This is a genomic window from Flavobacterium sp. (assembly GCF_044373165.1).
Classification (GTDB): Bacteria; Bacteroidota; Bacteroidia; order Flavobacteriales; family Flavobacteriaceae; genus Flavobacterium.
This window is the reverse complement of the sequence record NZ_JBILQL010000002.1, coordinates 65,096-83,860: the sequence shown is the minus strand read 5'-3', so window position 1 is coordinate 83,860 and position 18,765 is coordinate 65,096. Positions and strand designations below refer to the sequence as shown.

The 18,765-nt window shown below is 37.7% G+C and carries 20 protein-coding genes; 13 read left to right on the top strand and 7 right to left on the bottom strand.

What is annotated here, in order from left to right; translation table 11 throughout:
- On the bottom strand, positions 1-1,932 hold a 1,932-nt coding region (locus ACIQ32_RS00825), incomplete at its 3' end, for a thiamine pyrophosphate-dependent enzyme (protein ID WP_396193748.1).
- Between the two features lie 186 nt (positions 1,933-2,118).
- On the opposite strand from ACIQ32_RS00825, the gene ACIQ32_RS00820 reads away from it, so the two are divergent.
- The 8 genes from ACIQ32_RS00820 to ACIQ32_RS00785 all read left to right on the top strand — a co-directional run bounded on the left by ACIQ32_RS00820 (position 2,119) and on the right by ACIQ32_RS00785 (position 8,173).
- On the top strand, positions 2,119-3,072 hold the full coding sequence (locus ACIQ32_RS00820) for an isopenicillin N synthase family dioxygenase (RefSeq protein ID WP_396193747.1): 954 nt from the start codon (positions 2,119-2,121) through the stop codon (positions 3,070-3,072).
- A gap of 135 nt (positions 3,073-3,207) precedes the next feature.
- Positions 3,208-3,540, top strand: a complete 333-nt coding sequence (locus tag ACIQ32_RS00815) for a translation initiation factor (protein WP_396193746.1) — start codon at positions 3,208-3,210, stop codon at positions 3,538-3,540.
- 49 nt (positions 3,541-3,589) lie between these two features.
- Complete coding sequence (locus tag ACIQ32_RS00810) at positions 3,590-4,456, top strand: nucleoside phosphorylase (RefSeq protein ID WP_396193745.1); 867 nt, start codon at positions 3,590-3,592, stop codon at positions 4,454-4,456.
- Between the two features lie 85 nt (positions 4,457-4,541).
- Positions 4,542-5,078, top strand: a complete 537-nt coding sequence (locus ACIQ32_RS00805) for a GNAT family N-acetyltransferase (RefSeq protein ID WP_396193744.1) — start codon at positions 4,542-4,544, stop codon at positions 5,076-5,078.
- Positions 5,079-5,128: 50 nt separating this feature from the next.
- Positions 5,129-5,980: a substrate-binding domain-containing protein gene (locus ACIQ32_RS00800; protein ID WP_396193743.1), complete on the top strand. Its 852-nt coding sequence runs from the start codon at positions 5,129-5,131 to the stop codon at positions 5,978-5,980.
- 16 nt (positions 5,981-5,996) lie between these two features.
- Entirely contained in the window at positions 5,997-6,929 is a 933-nt protein-coding gene (locus ACIQ32_RS00795) for a transglutaminase (protein ID WP_396193742.1), read from the top strand.
- A gap of 67 nt (positions 6,930-6,996) precedes the next feature.
- The gene (locus ACIQ32_RS00790; protein WP_396193741.1) at positions 6,997-7,566 is read left to right on the top strand and encodes a hypothetical protein; all 570 of its coding nucleotides are present in this window, start codon (positions 6,997-6,999) and stop codon (positions 7,564-7,566) included.
- 10 nt (positions 7,567-7,576) lie between these two features.
- A complete protein-coding gene (locus ACIQ32_RS00785) occupies positions 7,577-8,173 on the top strand; it encodes a hypothetical protein (protein WP_396193740.1) in 597 nt (198 codons plus the stop codon).
- Here the strand turns inward: ACIQ32_RS00785 and ung are convergent, their stop codons facing one another.
- On the bottom strand, positions 8,174-8,839 hold the full coding sequence (gene ung, locus ACIQ32_RS00780; RefSeq protein WP_396193739.1) for a uracil-DNA glycosylase: 666 nt from the start codon (positions 8,837-8,839) through the stop codon (positions 8,174-8,176). It abuts the gene before it with no gap.
- Positions 8,840-8,923: 84 nt separating this feature from the next.
- Between ung and ACIQ32_RS00775 the strand changes: the two genes are divergently transcribed.
- From ACIQ32_RS00775 to ACIQ32_RS00765, 3 genes are all read left to right on the top strand, one after another.
- On the top strand, positions 8,924-11,092 hold the full coding sequence (locus tag ACIQ32_RS00775; protein WP_396193737.1) for a DNA mismatch repair protein MutS: 2,169 nt from the start codon (positions 8,924-8,926) through the stop codon (positions 11,090-11,092).
- A 2-nt stretch (positions 11,093-11,094) separates the two neighbouring features.
- Positions 11,095-11,517: a thiol-disulfide oxidoreductase DCC family protein gene (locus ACIQ32_RS00770; RefSeq protein WP_396193736.1), complete on the top strand. Its 423-nt coding sequence runs from the start codon at positions 11,095-11,097 to the stop codon at positions 11,515-11,517.
- A gap of 61 nt (positions 11,518-11,578) precedes the next feature.
- Positions 11,579-11,716: a hypothetical protein gene (locus ACIQ32_RS00765; protein WP_396193735.1), complete on the top strand. Its 138-nt coding sequence runs from the start codon at positions 11,579-11,581 to the stop codon at positions 11,714-11,716.
- A 39-nt stretch (positions 11,717-11,755) separates the two neighbouring features.
- Here the strand turns inward: ACIQ32_RS00765 and ACIQ32_RS00760 are convergent, their stop codons facing one another.
- From ACIQ32_RS00760 to aroC, 3 genes are all read right to left on the bottom strand, one after another.
- The gene (locus ACIQ32_RS00760; protein ID WP_396193734.1) at positions 11,756-13,165 is read right to left on the bottom strand and encodes a T9SS type A sorting domain-containing protein; all 1,410 of its coding nucleotides are present in this window, start codon (positions 13,163-13,165) and stop codon (positions 11,756-11,758) included.
- A gap of 99 nt (positions 13,166-13,264) precedes the next feature.
- A complete protein-coding gene (locus tag ACIQ32_RS00755) occupies positions 13,265-14,521 on the bottom strand; it encodes a dicarboxylate/amino acid:cation symporter (protein ID WP_396193733.1) in 1,257 nt (418 codons plus the stop codon).
- Complete coding sequence (gene aroC, locus ACIQ32_RS00750; protein ID WP_396193732.1) at positions 14,522-15,586, bottom strand: chorismate synthase; 1,065 nt, start codon at positions 15,584-15,586, stop codon at positions 14,522-14,524.
- A gap of 131 nt (positions 15,587-15,717) precedes the next feature.
- On the opposite strand from aroC, the gene ACIQ32_RS00745 reads away from it, so the two are divergent.
- Entirely contained in the window at positions 15,718-16,554 is an 837-nt protein-coding gene (locus tag ACIQ32_RS00745) for a UDP-2,3-diacylglucosamine diphosphatase (RefSeq protein ID WP_396193731.1), read from the top strand.
- Between the two features lie 89 nt (positions 16,555-16,643).
- Positions 16,644-17,132, top strand: a complete 489-nt coding sequence (locus tag ACIQ32_RS00740; protein ID WP_396193730.1) for a hypothetical protein — start codon at positions 16,644-16,646, stop codon at positions 17,130-17,132.
- A 52-nt stretch (positions 17,133-17,184) separates the two neighbouring features.
- Here ACIQ32_RS00740 and ACIQ32_RS00735 read toward each other — a convergent pair whose 3' ends face one another.
- Together ACIQ32_RS00735 and bshA are read right to left on the bottom strand one after the other, a co-directional pair.
- Positions 17,185-17,613: a hypothetical protein gene (locus ACIQ32_RS00735; RefSeq protein ID WP_396193729.1), complete on the bottom strand. Its 429-nt coding sequence runs from the start codon at positions 17,611-17,613 to the stop codon at positions 17,185-17,187.
- Positions 17,601-18,743: an N-acetyl-alpha-D-glucosaminyl L-malate synthase BshA gene (gene bshA / locus ACIQ32_RS00730; protein WP_396193727.1), complete on the bottom strand. Its 1,143-nt coding sequence runs from the start codon at positions 18,741-18,743 to the stop codon at positions 17,601-17,603. Before bshA ends, ACIQ32_RS00735 begins: the two co-directional genes overlap by 13 nt.
- Positions 18,744-18,765: the final 22 nt, after the last annotated feature.

The window sequence follows — 18,765 nt, the reverse complement described above, 5'->3', positions numbered from 1 at the left end:
AGGCAAGTACTGATCTTCCAGTGCCTTCACAAAAGGAATAGCCGTTTCCAAACTTCCTACTCTTCTAACCGGCGCATCTAAATGCTCAAAACATTGCTCCATGATCATGGCTGAGATATCACTTGAAACGCCTCCAAACAATGTATCTTCTTGAAGAATTATCACTTTGCCTGTCTTTTTAACTGAAGTGAAAATGGCTTCTGAATCCAACGGTTGTAAGGTGCGTAAATCAATCAAATCGGCACTGATATTGGAGTGTTTGCTCAACGTTTCCAAAGCCCAATGCACTCCGGCTCCGAAAGAAATAACAGTCACTTGCGACCCTTCTTTTAACAAAGCCGCTTTTCCAAACGGAATGGTGTAATAATCTGTCGGCACCTCTTGGTAAACAGAACGGTATAATTGTTTGTGTTCAAAATACATCACCGGATTCGGATCGTTTATGGCAGTATTCAACAAACCTTTCGCATCATAAGGAAAGGCCGGATAAACAACTTTCAATCCAGGTGTTTTGGTAAACCAAGCTTCGTTGGTTTGGGAGTGAAAAGGTCCGGCTTGGGTTCCGCCACCACAAGGCATTCGTACTACTACATCGGCTTTTTCGCCCCAACGGTAATGTTGTTTGGCTAAAAGATTGACAATCGGATTAAAACCTGTTGAAACGAAATCGGCAAATTGCATTTCTACCACTGCTTTGTGACCATTGATGGACAAACCGTTGGCCGCAGAAACCACAGCACTTTCACAAATTGGAGTGTTACGTACTCGGTCTTTGCCAAACTGGGCCACAAATCCATCCGTAATTTTAAAGGCTCCACCATACTCTGCAATGTCTTGTCCCATAATCACCAAGTTCTCATGGCGTTCCATGGATTGGCGTAAAGCCGACGAAATGGCATCAATAACACGGATATTTTCTTTGGCTTCGCCATGGTCAAAAGCTTCAAAATCATACGATGCATACATATCATTGAGTTCTTCTGCCAAGTTGGCTTCACATTCCGGTTCGGCTACTGTAATGGCCCAATGTTCATCGATTTCAGCTTTAATATTCGCTTTGCATTCGGCATCCATTGCTTCTGAAAGCACTCCTACCCTAATCAAATACTCACGGTAATTGGCAATCGGGTCTTTAATCGCCCACATATCCATCAATTCTTGGGGTACATATTTGGTACCACTGGCTTCTTCATGCCCTCGCATTCTGAAGGTTTTAAACTCTAACAGAACCGGACGAGGATTATCAATCATTGAAGCTTTTAACTCCGCTATTTTGGTATAAACCTCTAAAATGTTGTTCCCGTCAATAATATGACTTTCCATTCCATAGCCTATGCCTTTGTCGGCTAAATTTTCACAACGATATTGCTCGTTTGTTGGCGTTGACAATCCATATCCATTATTTTCAATGACAAACATCACCGGTAATTCCCAAACAGCCGCTATATTCAACGCCTCGTGAAAATCACCTTCTGATGTGGCGCCTTCTCCGGTAAAAACTGCTGTTACTTTACCGTTTTGTTTGAGTTTGTTGGCTAAAGCAATACCGTCTGCAACGCCCATTTGCGGCCCGAGATGCGAAATCATCCCGACAATTTTGAACTCTTGAGTGCCAAAGTGGAAGCTTCGATCACGGCCTTTAGTAAAACCGGTTTTCTTGCCTTGCCATTGTGAGAATAAGCGATGCAAAGGAATATCTCTTCCCGTAAACACTCCTAAGTTTCGGTGCATCGGTAAAATGTATTCCTCCTGATCCAGCGCTGCGGTGATTCCAACGGATATGGCTTCCTGACCAATGCCCGAAAACCATTTGGATACTTTACCCTGACGCAGGAGTATCAGCATTTTTTCTTCAATCAAACGAGGCTTGAGTAATCTTTTGTATAAATCCAACAATTGCAAATTGGACAATTCTTTTCTATCGAAATTCATTTTTGTTTACAGTAAATTTAGTGGCCCAAAAATACAGATTAAATCTTCATTTTCCGACTTCATACTCGAATAAATTCAATCGATATTGTTAATAACTTTGGTGTTTTATAAACAAAATTTAGTTACATTTGTAGTTATGATTGGGATTTCCCCGGCCTGAGTTATTAACAAAAATTTTTTAGTAGTATGCAACAAATTCCAAGTGTTGACTTACGTGATTTCCTGTCGGATGATCCGGCACGTAAACAAAAATTTGTAAATGAAATCGGAAAAGCTTACGAAGATATTGGCTTCGTAGCGCTAAAAGGTCATTTTCTTGATGACAAATTGGTAGAAGACTTATACGCTGAAGTGCGCAATTTCTTCAACCTTCCATTGGAAACCAAAGCCAAATACGAAATCCCGGGTATTGGCGGACAAAGAGGTTATGTTTCTTTCGGAAAAGAACATGCCAAAGGTCGCTCTGCCGGAGATTTAAAAGAGTTTTGGCATTTTGGACAATACGTGAGCGAAGGCTCAAAATACGCCAACGAATATCCTGACAATGTGGAAGTTTCTGAACTACCTCATTTTAATGAAGTGGGAAAAGAAGCTTACCGAATGTTAGAAAAAACCGGCGTTTATGTATTAAGAGCTTTGGCTTTATACATTGGTTTAGATGAATTTTATTTTGACAATTTTATCAAAGACGGTAACAGTATCTTAAGACCTATACATTATCCTCCAATAACTGATGAGCCTAAAGATGGCGCTGTTCGTGCCGCTGCTCATGGTGATATTAACTTGATTACACTTTTAATGGGTGCACAAGGCAAAGGATTACAAGTACAAAACCACAACGGAGAATGGATTGATGCTATGGCACAACCTGATGAATTGATGATTAATGTTGGGGACATGTTATCTCGTCACACCAACAATAAATTGAAATCAACGATCCACCAAGTAGTAAATCCGCCAAGAGAACTTTGGGGAACTTCTCGTTTTTCAATTCCGTTTTTCATGCATCCGGTGAGTGATATGCCGCTAAACTGTTTAGACAAATGCATAGATGCTGATCACCCGAAAGGATTTGAAGACATTACTGCCGGTGAATACCTTGACGAAAGGTTAGTAGAACTAGGATTGAAGAAAAAATAAAGGTTAATTCAATAATTTCATCAAAGACATTGAGTTATTCAACTTGATGTCTTTTTTGGTTTTTTAAACTGAGGTACTAAGGTTAAAAAACCTTAGAACCTTAGCAACTCAGAACCTTAGCACCTTCATTTATAAATGGACTTACAAGAACAACTCAAAAAACTCTTCCCCGACCACGAACCTTCGAATGAACCGGAAGCCATTGCCGAGGAAAATCACGAGCTTTTTATCCAAAAAGAACCCATGATTTGCAAATACGAAAAACGAAAAGGCAAAGCCACCACCATTATTGAAGGTTATGAAGGCAGTGATGAGGATTTTAAAATTTTAGCTAAAGAAATTAAAACCAAACTCAGTGTTGGCGGTACTTTCAAAGACGGTGCTATCATCATTCAAGGTGATTACCGCGACAAAATCATGAAAATCCTGCAAGACAAAGGATTCAAAACCAAACGCGTAGGTGGTTAATTCGCTTTAATAATCACTGTCACCTTTTCAATCATTAAAATAACAATACATGATACAATCTTCAGAATTAATATTAAACCCCGATGGTAGTGTTTACCACTTAAATCTCAAACCGGAACACATAGCCCGCGATATCATCTTTGTTGGCGATCAAAACCGCGTTGAAAAAATAACCCAATTCTTTGATAGCATTGAGTTTTCAACCCAAAAGCGCGAATTCAAAACCCAAACCGGTTACTTCAAAGGCAAAAAAATGACCGTCATGTCTACCGGAATCGGTCCGGATAACATTGATATAGTGATGAACGAACTCGATGCATTGGTCAACATCGATTTAGAAACGCGTCAACCCAAAGAAAACCTAACGTCGCTCAACATTATTCGCATTGGAACCTCAGGCTCATTGCAAGCCGATATTCCGTGTGACAGTTTTGTGATGAGTCGTTACGGATTAGGCTTAGACAATATGCTTCGCTCCTATTTGATTGATGACATTTCCGAAACAGCCATTGAAGACGCCTTTATCAGTCAAACCCATTGGGATTTAAAAAAAGGTCGTCCTTACGTAATAGCTTGTTCTGAAACTTTAGAAAAAAGAATCGAAAGCAACCAAATTCACAAAGGTTTTACCGGAACTGCCGGAGGTTTTTACGGGCCACAAGGTCGCGTATTGCGTTTGGCCATCCAAGATCCCGAATTGAATGCTAAAATGGACAGTTTCGAATTCGAAGGCATCAAAATGACCAACCTCGAAATGGAAACCGCGGCCATTTATGGACTTGGGAAACTTTTAGGACACCATTGTTTATCATTAAACGCCATCATTGCCAACCGTGCCAACGGAACTTTCAGCGAAGATCCATACAAAGCTGTGAATGCTTTGATTGCGTATACATTAGAAAAATTGGCAGAGTAAAACATTAAGAAGTTAAGTTTAATTAAGATTTTCATTAAGCCTTAATTAAACTTAATGGAAAACCTTAATTCCTTAATGGTAAAAAATGAACTTAATTTTAGAAACCGATTGCCTTATCTTACGTCCGCTCGAAATGACTGATGCGGAAGCCATGTTCGACATGGATAAAAACCCGGAAGTCCATAAATACCTTTGGCAAACACCGGTTCAAAAAATAGAAGAAGTCATCAAAGTGATTGATTACGTTAATGAGCAATATGAAAGAAATAACATTGGTCGGTTTGCTACAATCTTAAAAGAAACAGGAGAATTTATCGGCTGGACAGGCATTAAGTTTGTAGACGACCATGTCGAAAACGGCAATACCAACTTTTACGATTACGGTTATCGCTTAAACGAAAAATTTTGGAACCAAGGCTTTGCCACCGAAGCTTCAATTGCCTGGCTTGACTATGGCTTTACCAAAATGAACATCGACAAAATGAACGCTTATACCCATGCAGAAAACGGTGCTTCTAACCATATTTTACAAAAAGTAGGAATGAATTTAATGGAAAACTATCCCGATAAAGACGGCGTGATTTGGAAATGGTGGCAAATGGAGAATCCGCTTGTTAGATAGATTTTCGGATTACGGATATTCAGATTACAGATATACAGACATTATCCATTATGAAAACAGTAAGAATTGCCGGTGTGCCGGAGCATTTTAATTTACCGTGGCATTTGTGCATTGAAAACGGCGAGTTTGATGAAGTTGGCATCGATTTACAATGGACAGACGTTCCGGAAGGTACCGGAAAAATGTGTCAAATGCTGCGAGATGGGGAAACAGATATAGCCGTAATTTTAACCGAGGGCATCGTAAAAGATATCGTTGGTGGCAATCCGAGTACTATCGTTCAGGTTTATGTGGAAAGTCCGTTGATTTGGGGAATTCACGTAGCAGCGTCGTCGCCATACCAAACTTTAGACGATCTAGAAAACACCAAAGTGGCCATTTCACGCTTCGGTTCGGGTTCGCATTTGATGTCTTTTGTCAATGCACAAAATCAAAATTGGAATACCGAAAAACTGCGATTTGAAATTGTGAATACCATAGACGGTGCTGTGGAAGCTTTAACTAAGGGTTCCGCCGATTACTTTATGTGGGAACGTTTTATGACACAACCTTTGGTAGACAAAGGCGTATTTCGCAGGATAGCCGATTGCCCTACGCCATGGCCTTGCTTTGTGATTGCCGTTCGAAATGAATTTTTAGAACAAAACCAACAAACGCTGGGATTACTACTTGAAATCATAAACAATACCACAATTGAATTCAAAGAAATCCCTAGTATCGACCGTACTTTGGCTAACAAATACCACCAAAAAACAGCTGACATTCAAACTTGGTTATCGGTAACCAAATGGGCGCAAAAACCCTTGGAAGAAAAAGTGTTAAACAAAATTCAAAATCAATTATTTGACCTCAAAATTATCGATAAAAAAGGTACTTTTGCTGAAATCGTAAAAGCCGTTTAGCTTTTGCCATGGCAACATGATAAAACTAGGAAACCTTACTTATCAGCAACTTGAAGAAAAATTCAGGATAAAAAGTCCTTGGGACATGATTATCATTTTTATCTTGAACATCCTGATTACGATTCCGATTTTTATCATTGCACACCAAAACCTCGTGGTCTTAGAGTGGGCCAACCACTTCGACAGGATTTTTCTTTTTATTATTATTTTATTCATTATTCAACTGCTGTTGAGAGCTTTACGCCGGGTTACACTAATCTCGGTGATTATCTATTTTATCCTTTTACTCTTCGGTACCTTATCGGGTAAATACGGTTTCAAAAGCGTCTTTGAGGATTATCGTTCCATGGTTTATACGATGAGTGAAGATCCGTACCCGCAAGACATCATCATTTCAAAACTATTGCCTTTTCCCAACAAATCAAAAATTTTAGACGCTGTAGAATACCAAAATCCGAAGATCAGGAATTTTGCTATTATGGCTACAAGTAAACATTTTAGAGAGGTGAAAGGCTATCATGACCTCCATACTATAATCCAATCCTTTGCAGTTTTTAAAGAAATCAATTCCCGGTGGAATTACGTTAGCGATCCCAAAGGACGAGACTACATTGCCAAAGCCACCGAATCATTACAATACCTTTCCGGAGATTGTGATGACCATTCGATTTTTATGGTTTCCTGCATCAAATCAATTGGCGGCACTACCCGATTGATCCATACCAAAGGTCATATTTACCCGGAGCTTTACATCGGCACTCAAAAAGATTTGGAACAAATAAATTACGCCATTAAAAAAGTATTGTTCCCCACAGAAAGTAAAAACCAAACCATTAATTATCACATAGACGAAAGAGGAAACATTTGGCTAAACCTTGATTATACCGCTAAATATCCCGGCGGACCATTTATGAATGAGGAAATTTTAGGGGCATTAACTCTGGAATAATTCTTTCTAAAATTATTTTAAACAACTGGTTTATTTAGTATATTCGTTTTTGTTAAACTTACCCAACATGAAAAAAATCTTACTGCTGTTGCTGTTGTTTGCTACAGTGACTCAAGCACAAGAAAAAAATACTATCGATGCTAAAAAAAATGAATTCCGAGTAGATGTATTGTCTGCTTTGGTATGGCAAAAGGCTAGCTTTAGTTATGAACGTTTTTTTGGCGGCGCCTTTTCAACAGGTTTCAACTTGAACTTCTCTGACAGCAATAAATTGAATGATGACTTTGAAAGAGGATACCGAAACAACGTTCCAAAATTTGAATTCAATCCTTATGTTCGTTACCAATTGTCAAAAGGCAAAACCAGTTTTTATTTTGCCGAAGTCTTTGCCTCATATAACGGTGGTGATTACAAAGAAATTGTTCGATTGGTTGATGAACCACTTAACGGTTATTATACCACCAAAAAATCAACATATTCGGATTTTGGCTTGGGCGGAGGCTTAGGCTATAAAATGTATATCAAGGAAGCCTTTGTTATCGAATTCTTAGCAGGATTCGGTTCCAATTTAACCAATCGCGATAAAAGTCCGGATGTGATTTCCAGAGTCGGGTTTAACTTAGGCTATCGATTTTAAAAAATAAGACATGAAAAAAATACACTACATAGCACTTTTGTTTGTTGGTCTTTTATTTTCCAACTGCGACACTAATGACGACGACTTTTACAATACCATCTATTTAAACGGTGGCAATAATATTGTTAGAATTGAAACACAATCATCTTATAACGTAGGTGATTATTTGTATGTCAAAGCTGATTTGGCACGTTACATTCCGGAACCGGGACAAACCCAAACAGCATTATTAGACATTTACAAAACCACCGGTAATGCCACGCAGTTTGTTTTTTCTTATGTGATTGAAAGAAAAATCAATGCTACTGATTGGGAAGTAGTGACCGTAAACGATAACCAACTTGATATTATTACGGGAAATGCTCAAAACGGACCTTATGTTTATGGTGTATGTGAGTACAATACCAACGAAGAATACTATCGCTATAATGTTGGATTTCCTTTATTGACTGCCGGAAATTATCGTATTTCATTTGGCTATAACAGCTCTTCAACCAACAGTGTGGAAATAGTTTCTTTGAGTGCTCCGAAGAACTTAAAAGTGAACATCAATGCCGAAGTATCTAACTTAAACAACAACGGTTACTACAATTTTACTGTAAACTAACTACCATTGAATTGGTTCTTTTCCTTGACTTTTTAAATATTCGTTGGTTTTACTGAAATGGCGATTGCCAAACCACAAACCTCGATTGGCACTTAACGGAGAAGGATGACCGGTTTCTAAAACACGGTGTTTGTCTCGATTGATTTTAGCGCCTTTCTTTTTGGCAAAGCCACCCCAAAGTAAAAAAACCACATTTTCTTTAGCAGCAGAAATTTTCTGAATTACAGCATCGGTAAAAATTTCCCAACCCTGATTTTGGTGACTTCCGGCTTCACTTTCTCTTACGGTTAAAGTGGCATTAAGCAGTAAAACACCCTGATTGGCCCAGCGTTCTAAATTGCCGGTAATGGGCAAAGGAATCTGTAAATCGGATTGGATTTCTTTAAAAATATTAATCAATGACGGCGGCAATGCTATACCGTCGTTAACAGAAAAACACAAACCATTGGCTTGACCAAAACCGTGATACGGATCTTGACCTATAATAACTACTTTTACATTGTAAAAAGGACATTGATTAAAGGCAGAAAATATTTGATTAGCATTGGGAAAGCATCTTTTTGCAGCATATTCAGCATCAACAAATGAAATCAATTGGTTAAAATAAGGTTTGTTAAATTCTTCCGAAAGTTGGTCGTGCCAAGACGGCTCAATTTTGATTAACATCTCATAAAGTTTTAACAAAAATAATATATTCTGTTGCAATATGGATTTTATCCTTTGTAACTTTGAAGCATAGACATTGACAGCATGATATCGATTACAGATAAAACTTTACAAGACTTAGAATTCAAGACGGTTTTACAAACCATATCCGATAGATGCAATACCGAAATCGGAAAACAAAAAGCACTCGACATTGTTCCGTTAAAAGACAAAGCCACTTTGATGAACGAACTTTTGCAAACGTCTGAGTACTTATCATCATTCACCAATAACAATGCTATACCAAACCACGGCTTCGAAAATATCACCCAAGATTTAAAATTTTTAGTCATAGAAGATAGTTTCTTGGAAGTAAGTAGCTTCAGAAAAATAGCAACCCTTTCAGATACGGTGAATGTATTGTTGTTATTCCTGAAAAAATTCCACGATTATTATCCGAAATTAAACGAGAAAGCGGCCCAAATCGAATACACCAAATACATCACACAAAAGATAGATGAAGTAGTAGATAAATACGGGGAAATCAAAGACAATGCTTCACCTGATTTGATTAACATCCGTCGCGATATGGCTGTGGTTCGCGGTAAAGTAAACCAAAGTTTCGGACAGGCACTCAGCCAATGCAATAGTTTAGGGTATTTGGATGAAATTAAAGAAAGTATCGTTGAAAACCGTCGTGTATTGGCCGTTTTAGCCATGTACCGCCGAAAAGTGAAAGGATCTATTTTGGGCAGTTCCAAAACCGGAAGTATAGCCTATATCGAACCCGAAGCCACACTGCGATATTCCAGAGAATTGAATAATTTAGAATACGAGGAAAGAGAAGAAATCACTCGAATTCTCAAGAAATTATCTAATGAAATACGCCCTTATGTTGGTCTTTTAAAACAATACCAAGATTTTCTGAGCGATATAGATGTTGTAGCTGCTAAAGCCAAATATGCTCGCAAAATCAATGGTTTGTTGCCCAATATTACCGAAGAAAAGCGGTTGTTTTTTAGGGAAGCCTTCCATCCTATTCTATTTTTGAATAATTTGGAAAAGAAAGAAAAAACCTTCCCACAAACCATTGAATTAAAAAATGAGAGTCGGATTATAGTGATTTCCGGACCAAATGCCGGTGGAAAAACCATTTCGCTAAAAACAGTCGGTTTATTGCAATTGATGTTACAATGCGGGATTTTGATACCGGTACACGAACGAAGCGAAACATTCTTATTTGATAGAATACTAACAGATATCGGCGACAATCAATCGATAGAAAATCACTTGAGTACCTACAGTTACCGATTAAAAAACATGAATTACTTTTTGAAAAAGTGCAATGCCAAAACCTTGTTTTTGATTGATGAATTCGGAACCGGTTCTGACCCCGAATTGGGAGGAGCTTTAGCAGAGACTTTTTTAGAAGAATTCTACCATCGGGAAGCATTTGGAATAATCACTACCCATTATTCAAATTTGAAAATATTAGCCAATGAGTTGCCATTTGCCTCTAATGCAAACATGCTTTTCGATGAGAAATCATTGGAACCTTTGTACAAATTAATATTGGGTCAGGCCGGAAGTTCGTTTACGTTCGAAGTCGCCCAAAAAAATGGTATTCCTTATGGATTAATCAATCGTGCCAAGAAAAAAATTGAAGGCGGGAAAGTACGATTTGATAAAACGATAGCCAATTTGCAAAAAGAACGTTCTAAACTCGAAAAAACTTCCCTAACATTAAAAGAAGAAGAAATCAAAGCGCGTGAAGAAGGGAAAAAAATGGAAACCATTAATGCTAAGATTCAGGAAAAATTGGAGCGCTATCAGGAATTGTATGATGCCAATCAGCGTTTGATATACATGGGACAAAAAATAGATGATCTTTCGGAAAAATATTTCAATAATAAAGACAAAAAAGTATTGATTGGCGAATTTTTGAAGTTGGTTGAAATTGAAAACTCAAAACGCAAAAAAGCGACAGTCAAAGAAAAAAAAGAAAAAGAAATCATCCAGAAAAAGGTGGTGGAAGAGGTCAAAGTCAAAGTGGAAGAAATCCGAAAAGAAAAAAAAGAGAAGAAAATCAAAGCCCAAAAACAAGAAGCCGAAAAGCCAAAAGTGGTTTTAAAAATCGGAGATCGTGTTCGTATGGTTGATGGAAAATCAATTGGCACCATAGACAAGATTGAGAAAAACAAGGCCATAGTGAATTACGGAATTTTCACTTCAAAAGTCAGTTTAGAGGAATTGGAATTTGTACAAGCGAATTAATCATGGAAATCTCGGAACTCCCAAAGGATAAAAAAATCATACTCTTCGATGGTGTTTGCAATCTTTGCAATACCTCGGTTCAGTTTGTCATTAAACACGATCCCAAAGATGTTTTCCGGTTTGTCCCATTGCAATCTGAATTAGGGATAAAAATCATCAAGCACATTGGAATCAATCGTGAACAGACTGATAGCATCGTATTGTATGAACCCGGAAAGGCCTATTATTACAAATCTGAAGCGGCTTTAAAAATTATCGCTGAATTTGGCGGAGTTTACCGATTGGTTAATCTCTTAAGCATATTGCCGAAGTTCATTTCTAATTCGTTTTACGATTATGTCGCTAAGAATCGTTACAAATGGTATGGTAAACAAGAAGCTTGTATGATTCCTACCCCGGAACTTACCGCAAAATTTCTCGCATGATAAATGTCATACCGTATTAGAATTTATCCTGGTAATTTTGATAAACTCTAATTGATAAATCATGACATCATTCAACATTTCTCTGTATTCTTGGGACAACGGTGCCTTTATTATGATAGGCGTATTTGCCCTAGTAATTATTGCCCTAGTAGGTGCAGTATTCCTAATGATGAACAGCAAGAATAAAAAAAACGACTAGGTTTCCCTAGTCGTTTTTAATTTATAAATGAACTGTAAATTATTGCTTAACAATTTTCTTCACAGCTACACCTTGATCGGTAGTAATAGTCATCATATAAACTCCGGTAGCTAAATCACTAACAGATACTTCCCCTTCAGTAGCATTGAAAGTTGCAGATTTAACAACTCTACCGTTTAAATCAGCCATTTCAATTGAACTAACAACTGCGTTAGCCTCATTTGAGAAATTAACTACGTTATTTGTTGGATTGGGATAAACAGAGAATTTAGAAGCTAAGTAATCATTAACTCCAAGTACTGATGTAAAGTTGATTGAATCTAATCTCATTGTTGCCACTGCTTGAGCTGTAGAAATATCATTAAATCCAAAGTAGTAAATTCCGGTTGATGTAGGGGTGTAAGTTGCAGTATACTGCACATAAGTCGGATTGTTCAATGTTGAATTTGCCCATAATTGTGTTGTTTGAGCTGCAGTTGTAGCTGCATTTCCTACAGTCAATCTTAAACTTCTCGTAGTAGCACATCTGATCCAGAAAGTGATAGTAACCGCTTCACCAGCTTGTAAAGAAAACGGAGCTGAAAACAACCAGTTGTTGGAAACAGCATCTGGATTTGTATTCAAAATCCAATAAAAATTTCCGGCTTGTGCCAAAGTAGGAGCACTCGCACTCAAACCATAAGACCCATTACCTGAAGTAGTCCAACCCACTAAGCTTGCATTAGTTTCAAATCCAAAAGTTTGAGGACAAACTCTTAATGTTGTAAAAGATAATGAAGGTGACCATGAACTAAAAACACCTGAACCACAGTTTGTGCGAATAAAATATGAATAAGCAGTAGAAGCTGTTAAACCAGAAATAGTGACAGAGTTAGTAGTAGTGTTTAATACTGTACCTGTCCCTTGGGTAAATCCAAAAGGACCATACTCAATCTGATATCCTTCAGGAGAATTTGTAGCAGGATTCCAATTCAGTGTAATTGAAGTTGTATTAAGGGTTGGAGCATTCAAAGTTCTAATTTGAAAACAAGCAACTGGTGTAAAAGCTACAGAAAAATCAAATCCGGCAGCTAACCAACGATTATCCCATTGAATGTAATAAGTATTACCACTTACAACATCAAAGTCAAATTCTGTTAAATAATTGGTTCCACTTATATCATCGTCACCACCAATACAAGCTAACGCAGCACAAGTACCTGAATAGACAGAAACTCTGGTATCTACATTATTAGGAGCAACGTTTTGAGGCAAATTTGAACTTATGGTAACAATACCATTAGCTGTTGCAGTATATGAGTACCACATACCAGTAGCTCCAGTAGCTAGCTCTCCGTTGACATTGTTACATGCCAATTGATAAGTTCCTGTAATTGTTGGAACAGTTACAGTTTCATCATTGGCAATAGGTACGGCCGTAGCACATGAAGTTTGAGCATTAGTGCTCATTAACCCGCCAATCGTTAAAAATAAAAGTAAAAGTTTTTTCATATAAGTAGTTTTTTAATGGTTACAAATTTAATAAAGTATTTCAAATATACTACATTTTTAACTTTCTTTTTCCCATTTACCTACGACTGAGGTAGCAATGGCATTTCCGAGCACATTGGTTGCGCTTCGGAACATATCACAAAAATGATCGATAGGAAGGATTAATGCTATACCAACCTCCGGAATATCAAACATTCCACAAGTAGCTGCCACTACCACTAAACTGGCTCTTGGAACTCCAGCAATCCCTTTACTGGTTAGCATTAAAACCAATAACATAGTCATTTGGGTACCGGTATCCAGCGGTACTCCATAAGCTTGTGCAATAAAAATACTGGCAAAAGTCATGTACATCATACTGCCATCAAGATTGAAAGAATACCCCAACGGCAACATAAATGAAACTATTTTGTCTTTTACCCCAAAGCGCTCCAACTCTTCCGTTAGTTTAGGAAAAACGGCTTCGCTGCTGGTAGTGCCAAAAGCTATAACCAATGGACTGGTGATGCGCTTTAACAAAGTTGTCATGTGCCCTTTTAGAAATAAGTAGCCTACCAACAGTAATACTACCCACAAAGTACCAATTCCTATCAAAAATGAGCCAAAAAAGTAGAGGTAGGTTTTAATCAACTCCCAAAAATCAATCATGGCTAATACGCTGGCAATAGCCCCAAAAACACCAAAAGGAGCAAATTTCATCACATAATTAACCATTTTCAAAATGATGTGAGAAGTCTTGTCCAAGGCATTAATCACCGGTTTGGCATGAGCACCGATTGATGCAGCCGCCAAGCCGAAGAAGATAGAAAAGATAACTATCTGTAAAATTTCATTAGTGGCCATTGCTTCCACCACACTTTTAGGAATAATATGTTCAACGAAATTTTGCGCGGAAAAACCTTCTGTTTTTTGAACAATCTCTGAGGCTTTATCGGTATCTAAATCAGGTAATTGGATGTTTTTTCCGGGTTCTAAAACATTGACCCAGAACATTCCGATCAAAAGGGAAATAAATGAAGCCGTAAAGAACCACCCTAAAGCCCTGCCTCCTATTCGTCCAACCGATTTTAAGTCTCCCAATTTGGCAATTCCTACTACCAAAGTGGTGAAAACCAAAGGTGCAATAATCATCTGAACCAATCGAATGAAGATAGTAGCCAATAATTTGATGTTTTTACTAAATGACTCTCTGGTACTTTCATCAAAATTTTTAAAAACAAAGACACCTAAAAGGGCACCGAGTACTACCGCAATTAAAATTTGAAAAGTAAGATTGGAAAGTATTGATTTTTTTGGAGTTTGTGTTGTATCCATTTATTTTTGATAGGTTTTGTTTAGTAAATAAAAATCGGCTAAAACCAGGGCAGCCATAGCCTCAACAATAGGAACCGCTCTGGGTACCACACAAGGATCATGACGCCCTTTGCCTTGCTGTTCAATGATTGTATTTTGATTGGTTAAAACTTCTTGAACTTGAATCAAAGTAGCTACAGGTTTAAAGGCTACACGAAAATAAATATCCATTCCATTAGAAATGCCACCCTGAATTCCACCGGAAAGATTGGTTTTGGTCGATCCGTCTTTATTGTATAAATCATTGTGGTCACTGCCTTTCATTCTTGCACCGCAAAAACCACTTCCGTATTCAAATCCCTTGACGGCATTGATTGATAACATGGCCTTTCCAAGCTCGGCGTGCAATTTGTCGAAAACGGGTTCACCCAAACCAATAGGCACATTTTGAATCACGCAAGTTATGGTGCCGCCAACAGTATCTCCGGCCTTGCGAATTTCTTTGATGTAATTTTCCATTTTAGCGGCAGTCTCTAAATCCGGGCAACGAACAGCATTGGTTTCTGTGAGCGAAAAATCCAAACTTTGATAAGGTTTATCAATAAAGATATCGCCAACAGACGAAACAAAAGCATTGATTTTTACGGAAGGCAAAACCTGTTTGGCTATAGCTCCTGCTACAACTCTGCTGGCAGTTTCTCTGGCCGAACTTCTTCCGCCGCCGCGATAATCTCGGATACCGTATTTTTTTTCATAAACATAATCGGCATGACTTGGTCGATAACTGTCTTTAATATGACTATAATCATCGGATTTTTGATTGGTATTCGGAATAACAAAACCTATAGGTGTTCCGGTGGTTTTCCCTTCAAAAATTCCGGATAAAAACTGTACTTCATCAGCTTCTTTTCGTTGGGTAACTATAGCAGATTGACCCGGTTTTCTGCGTTGCATTTCTTTTTGAATGGCCTCAAAATCCAAAACAATCCCGGGAGGACAACCTTCGATAATTCCTCCTAAAGCTACTCCGTGAGATTCTCCGAAAGTCGTGATTTTAAAAAGGGTTCCGTAACTGTTTCCGGCCATAATGAATCGATTTTAAACAAATATAGGGCAAAGTTTAAAAGTGCAAAAGATTATTATTCAAAAGTTAATCCTATGGTAAAGTTAGGCTAACAACTTGTCTTTTAATTTGTGCAACGTTAAATCACATCACTTTGAAAAAAAGAAAACCTGACGTAGTGGTAATTTCCGATGTTCACCTCGGCACTTTTGGCTCTCATGCACATGAACTGTGTTACTATTTAGCTTCAATTAAACCCAAAATATTAGTCTTAAACGGCGATATTATTGACATTTGGCAATTCAGGAAATCTTATTTCCCTAAATCACATTTGAAAGTCATTCAAAAGATTATTGACTTAGCTTCAAAAGGAACAAAAGTATATTACATCACAGGCAATCACGATGAATTCCTACGCAAATTCAGTGATACATCTATCGGAAATTTTAAGGTTTTAGACAAACTGGTTTTAGAACTCGACCACAAGAAAGCCTGGATATTTCACGGCGATGTTTTTGATGCTTCGGTACAACACTCCAAATGGATTGCCAAATTGGGCGGTATTGGTTACGACTACCTTATATTACTTAACCGATTCATCAATTGGTGTTTGAAAAAAATGGGCAAAGAACCTTACTCTTTCTCAAAACAAATAAAAGCTGGTGTAAAAAAAGCGGTAAAACACATTTCAGATTTTGAAACCACTGCTACTGATTTGGCCATTGAAAAAAACTACGATTACGTGATTTGCGGACACATACACGAACCTAAAATTTTGAGAAAAGAGAATAAAAACGGGGAAACTTTATACCTCAATTCGGGTGATTGGGTTGAAAACCTTACGGCACTGGAATACCACAAAAAGCGTTGGAAACTATACCGTTATGAAGAGCATACTGAATTGGAATCCGAAGAAGATGATTTGTTTGAAATGGAAAACTATATTGAGCAACAACTAATTGCCTCCATTATATCTTCTAAAACAACCTAACTTTAACAAAATAATAAGAATACCAAGCGCAATAAAGGCTGATTTTCCTCGTTAAATGAGTATATTTGTAAATAAATAAAAACACTTTTATGAAGAAAATCATTTTATCTGCTTTTATGCTAATTGGATTAGCATTCAGCGCACAGGCTCAAGACATTTCAAAAAATGCTTTAGGATTACGTTTAGGAGACAATGATGGTTTTGGAGGAGAAATTTCATACCAAAGAGGTTTGTCTAAAAACAATCGTTTGGAGTTGGACCTTGGTTGGAGAAACAGTCAAAATGTTGATGCATTTAAATTGGTTGGATTGTACCAATGGGTTTGGAACATTGACGGAGGTTTCAATTGGTATGCCGGAGTTGGTGGTGGTATCGGAAGTTGGAATTACAAGGACAATGGTTTTGATGAAAACGGAACTATACTTTTAGCTGCCGGTGACATCGGAATCGAATACAATTTTGACATTCCACTTCAGCTATCTTTGGATTTCAGACCTGAAATTTATTTTAATTCAGATGATTACAGAGAAGACAGCTTCGGACCGGATATTGCCTTGAGCATCCGTTACCGTTGGTAGTTGATTACAAACAATAAAAAAATCCCGTTTCTACAACAGAAACGGGATTTTTTTATTTGATTACAATAGGTTTTTTAGAATTGATTTTGATAATCGTATAAGGATAACTAACCCCTTCATCATTTAAGTCTGCCTCGGTAACCTTTTGGGTATCTTTTACATAAACCACAATTTCAGTGGGTGTTTCTTCTACTTTCAACACTTTTACCCTATTATAAGATTCTTTTGTCGGTCCGGAATTGAGGATAATGAAACTGCTGTCTGTGGTATCCTCCGATTTAATTTTCTTTCGCAACGTTTCATCGCCTAAAAGCATCATTATTTCTTTAGGTTCAGTAAGGATTTCATAAAACTTGATGTTCGCACCACCATCATTATTGGTAACCAAAACTTCATACAGTGGCAATGGAGCGGTACTTTTAGCCGTAGAACAAGAATACAAAACAACTAGAGTTATTAAAAACGGAATTATTTTTCGCATCGGGTTTCTTTTATGACCTGAATATACAAATTTTCATATAGTGGTAGTATATTTTTAATATCGAACTGTTTGGCAATATTTAAGGCATTAGTCCTGAACTGTTCCAAAGTTTTATCCTCTTTTAAAATCTTTAGCGCATTTTCGGCCATACTATCAACGTCGCCTACATTACTCAAATAACCTGATTCACCGTCAAAATTCACTTCGGGTAAACCTCCCGAATTACTCGAGATGACCGGAACACTCCAAGCCATAGCTTCTAAAGCCGCCAACCCGAAACTTTCGGTTTCCGAAGGCAACAAAAACAAATCCGAATAAGATAAAATTTGATCAATCTCGTTACTGTTTCCAAAGAAAATCACTTTGTCTTGTATGCCTAATTCTTCGCAGAGTTGTTCGGCTTTGGCTTTTTCCGGACCATCGCCAACCATCATCAATTTAGCCGGAAGGTTTTGCTGGACTTTATAAAATATTTTAATCACATCGGGAATTCGTTTTACCTTTCTGAAATTACTGATATGGGTAATAATGCGTTCTTCTTTTTTGGCCATTACTGAGCGTTGACAAGAAATCAAACTTTCATTTCTAATTTTGTCGAGCTCAATAAAATTCGGAATCACATGGATGTCTTTTTTGATATTAAACAGATTGTAAGTGTCGTCTTTTAAGCTTTGTGACACTGAAGTAACCACATCAGATTTATTGATGCTGAAACTTACCGCAGGTTTATAAAACGGATGGTTACCTACTAAAGTAATATCAGTTCCATGAAGCGTGGTTACCATAGGGATAATGATGCCTTCGTCTTTCAACATTTGTTTGGCCATATAACCGGCATAGGCATGCGGAATCGCATAATGCACATGCAACAACTCAATTTTGTACAACTTAACCATGTCTACCAACTTACTCGACAAAGCCAGTTCGTAAGGTTGATAATGAAACAACGGATATTCGGGTACATTAACTTCGTGGTAATGCACATTAGGATTCAAAAGGGCTAAACGCACCGGTTGACGGTAAGTGATAAAATGGATTTCGTGACCACGATGGGCTAATTCGAGTCCGAGTTCTGTAGCAACAACACCGCTACCTCCAAATGTAGGATAGCAAACAATAGCTATTTTCATAAACTGTTTTAGTTGGTACGAA

Excerpts from the sequence above, each read along its gene's own strand:
- ACIQ32_RS00820 (WP_396193747.1), top strand. The coding sequence starts at position 2,119 with ATGCAACAAATTCCAAGTGTTGACTTACGTGATTTCCTGTCGGATGAT.
- ACIQ32_RS00815 (WP_396193746.1), top strand. The coding sequence starts at position 3,208 with ATGGACTTACAAGAACAACTCAAAAAACTCTTCCCCGACCACGAACCT.
- ACIQ32_RS00810 (WP_396193745.1), top strand. The coding sequence starts at position 3,590 with ATGATACAATCTTCAGAATTAATATTAAACCCCGATGGTAGTGTTTAC.
- ACIQ32_RS00805 (WP_396193744.1), top strand. The coding sequence starts at position 4,542 with ATGAACTTAATTTTAGAAACCGATTGCCTTATCTTACGTCCGCTCGAA.
- ACIQ32_RS00800 (WP_396193743.1), top strand. The coding sequence starts at position 5,129 with ATGAAAACAGTAAGAATTGCCGGTGTGCCGGAGCATTTTAATTTACCG.
- ACIQ32_RS00795 (WP_396193742.1), top strand. The coding sequence starts at position 5,997 with ATGATAAAACTAGGAAACCTTACTTATCAGCAACTTGAAGAAAAATTC.
- ACIQ32_RS00790 (WP_396193741.1), top strand. The coding sequence starts at position 6,997 with ATGAAAAAAATCTTACTGCTGTTGCTGTTGTTTGCTACAGTGACTCAA.
- ACIQ32_RS00785 (WP_396193740.1), top strand. The coding sequence starts at position 7,577 with ATGAAAAAAATACACTACATAGCACTTTTGTTTGTTGGTCTTTTATTT.
- ung (WP_396193739.1), bottom strand. The coding sequence starts at position 8,839 with ATGTTAATCAAAATTGAGCCGTCTTGGCACGACCAACTTTCGGAAGAA.
- ACIQ32_RS00775 (WP_396193737.1), top strand. The coding sequence starts at position 8,924 with ATGATATCGATTACAGATAAAACTTTACAAGACTTAGAATTCAAGACG.
- ACIQ32_RS00770 (WP_396193736.1), top strand. The coding sequence starts at position 11,095 with ATGGAAATCTCGGAACTCCCAAAGGATAAAAAAATCATACTCTTCGAT.
- ACIQ32_RS00765 (WP_396193735.1), top strand. The coding sequence starts at position 11,579 with ATGACATCATTCAACATTTCTCTGTATTCTTGGGACAACGGTGCCTTT.
- ACIQ32_RS00760 (WP_396193734.1), bottom strand. The coding sequence starts at position 13,165 with ATGAGCACTAATGCTCAAACTTCATGTGCTACGGCCGTACCTATTGCC.
- ACIQ32_RS00755 (WP_396193733.1), bottom strand. The coding sequence starts at position 14,521 with ATGGATACAACACAAACTCCAAAAAAATCAATACTTTCCAATCTTACT.
- aroC (WP_396193732.1), bottom strand. The coding sequence starts at position 15,586 with ATGGCCGGAAACAGTTACGGAACCCTTTTTAAAATCACGACTTTCGGA.
- ACIQ32_RS00740 (WP_396193730.1), top strand. The coding sequence starts at position 16,644 with ATGAAGAAAATCATTTTATCTGCTTTTATGCTAATTGGATTAGCATTC.
- ACIQ32_RS00735 (WP_396193729.1), bottom strand. The coding sequence starts at position 17,613 with ATGCGAAAAATAATTCCGTTTTTAATAACTCTAGTTGTTTTGTATTCT.
- bshA (WP_396193727.1), bottom strand. The coding sequence starts at position 18,743 with ATGAAAATAGCTATTGTTTGCTATCCTACATTTGGAGGTAGCGGTGTT.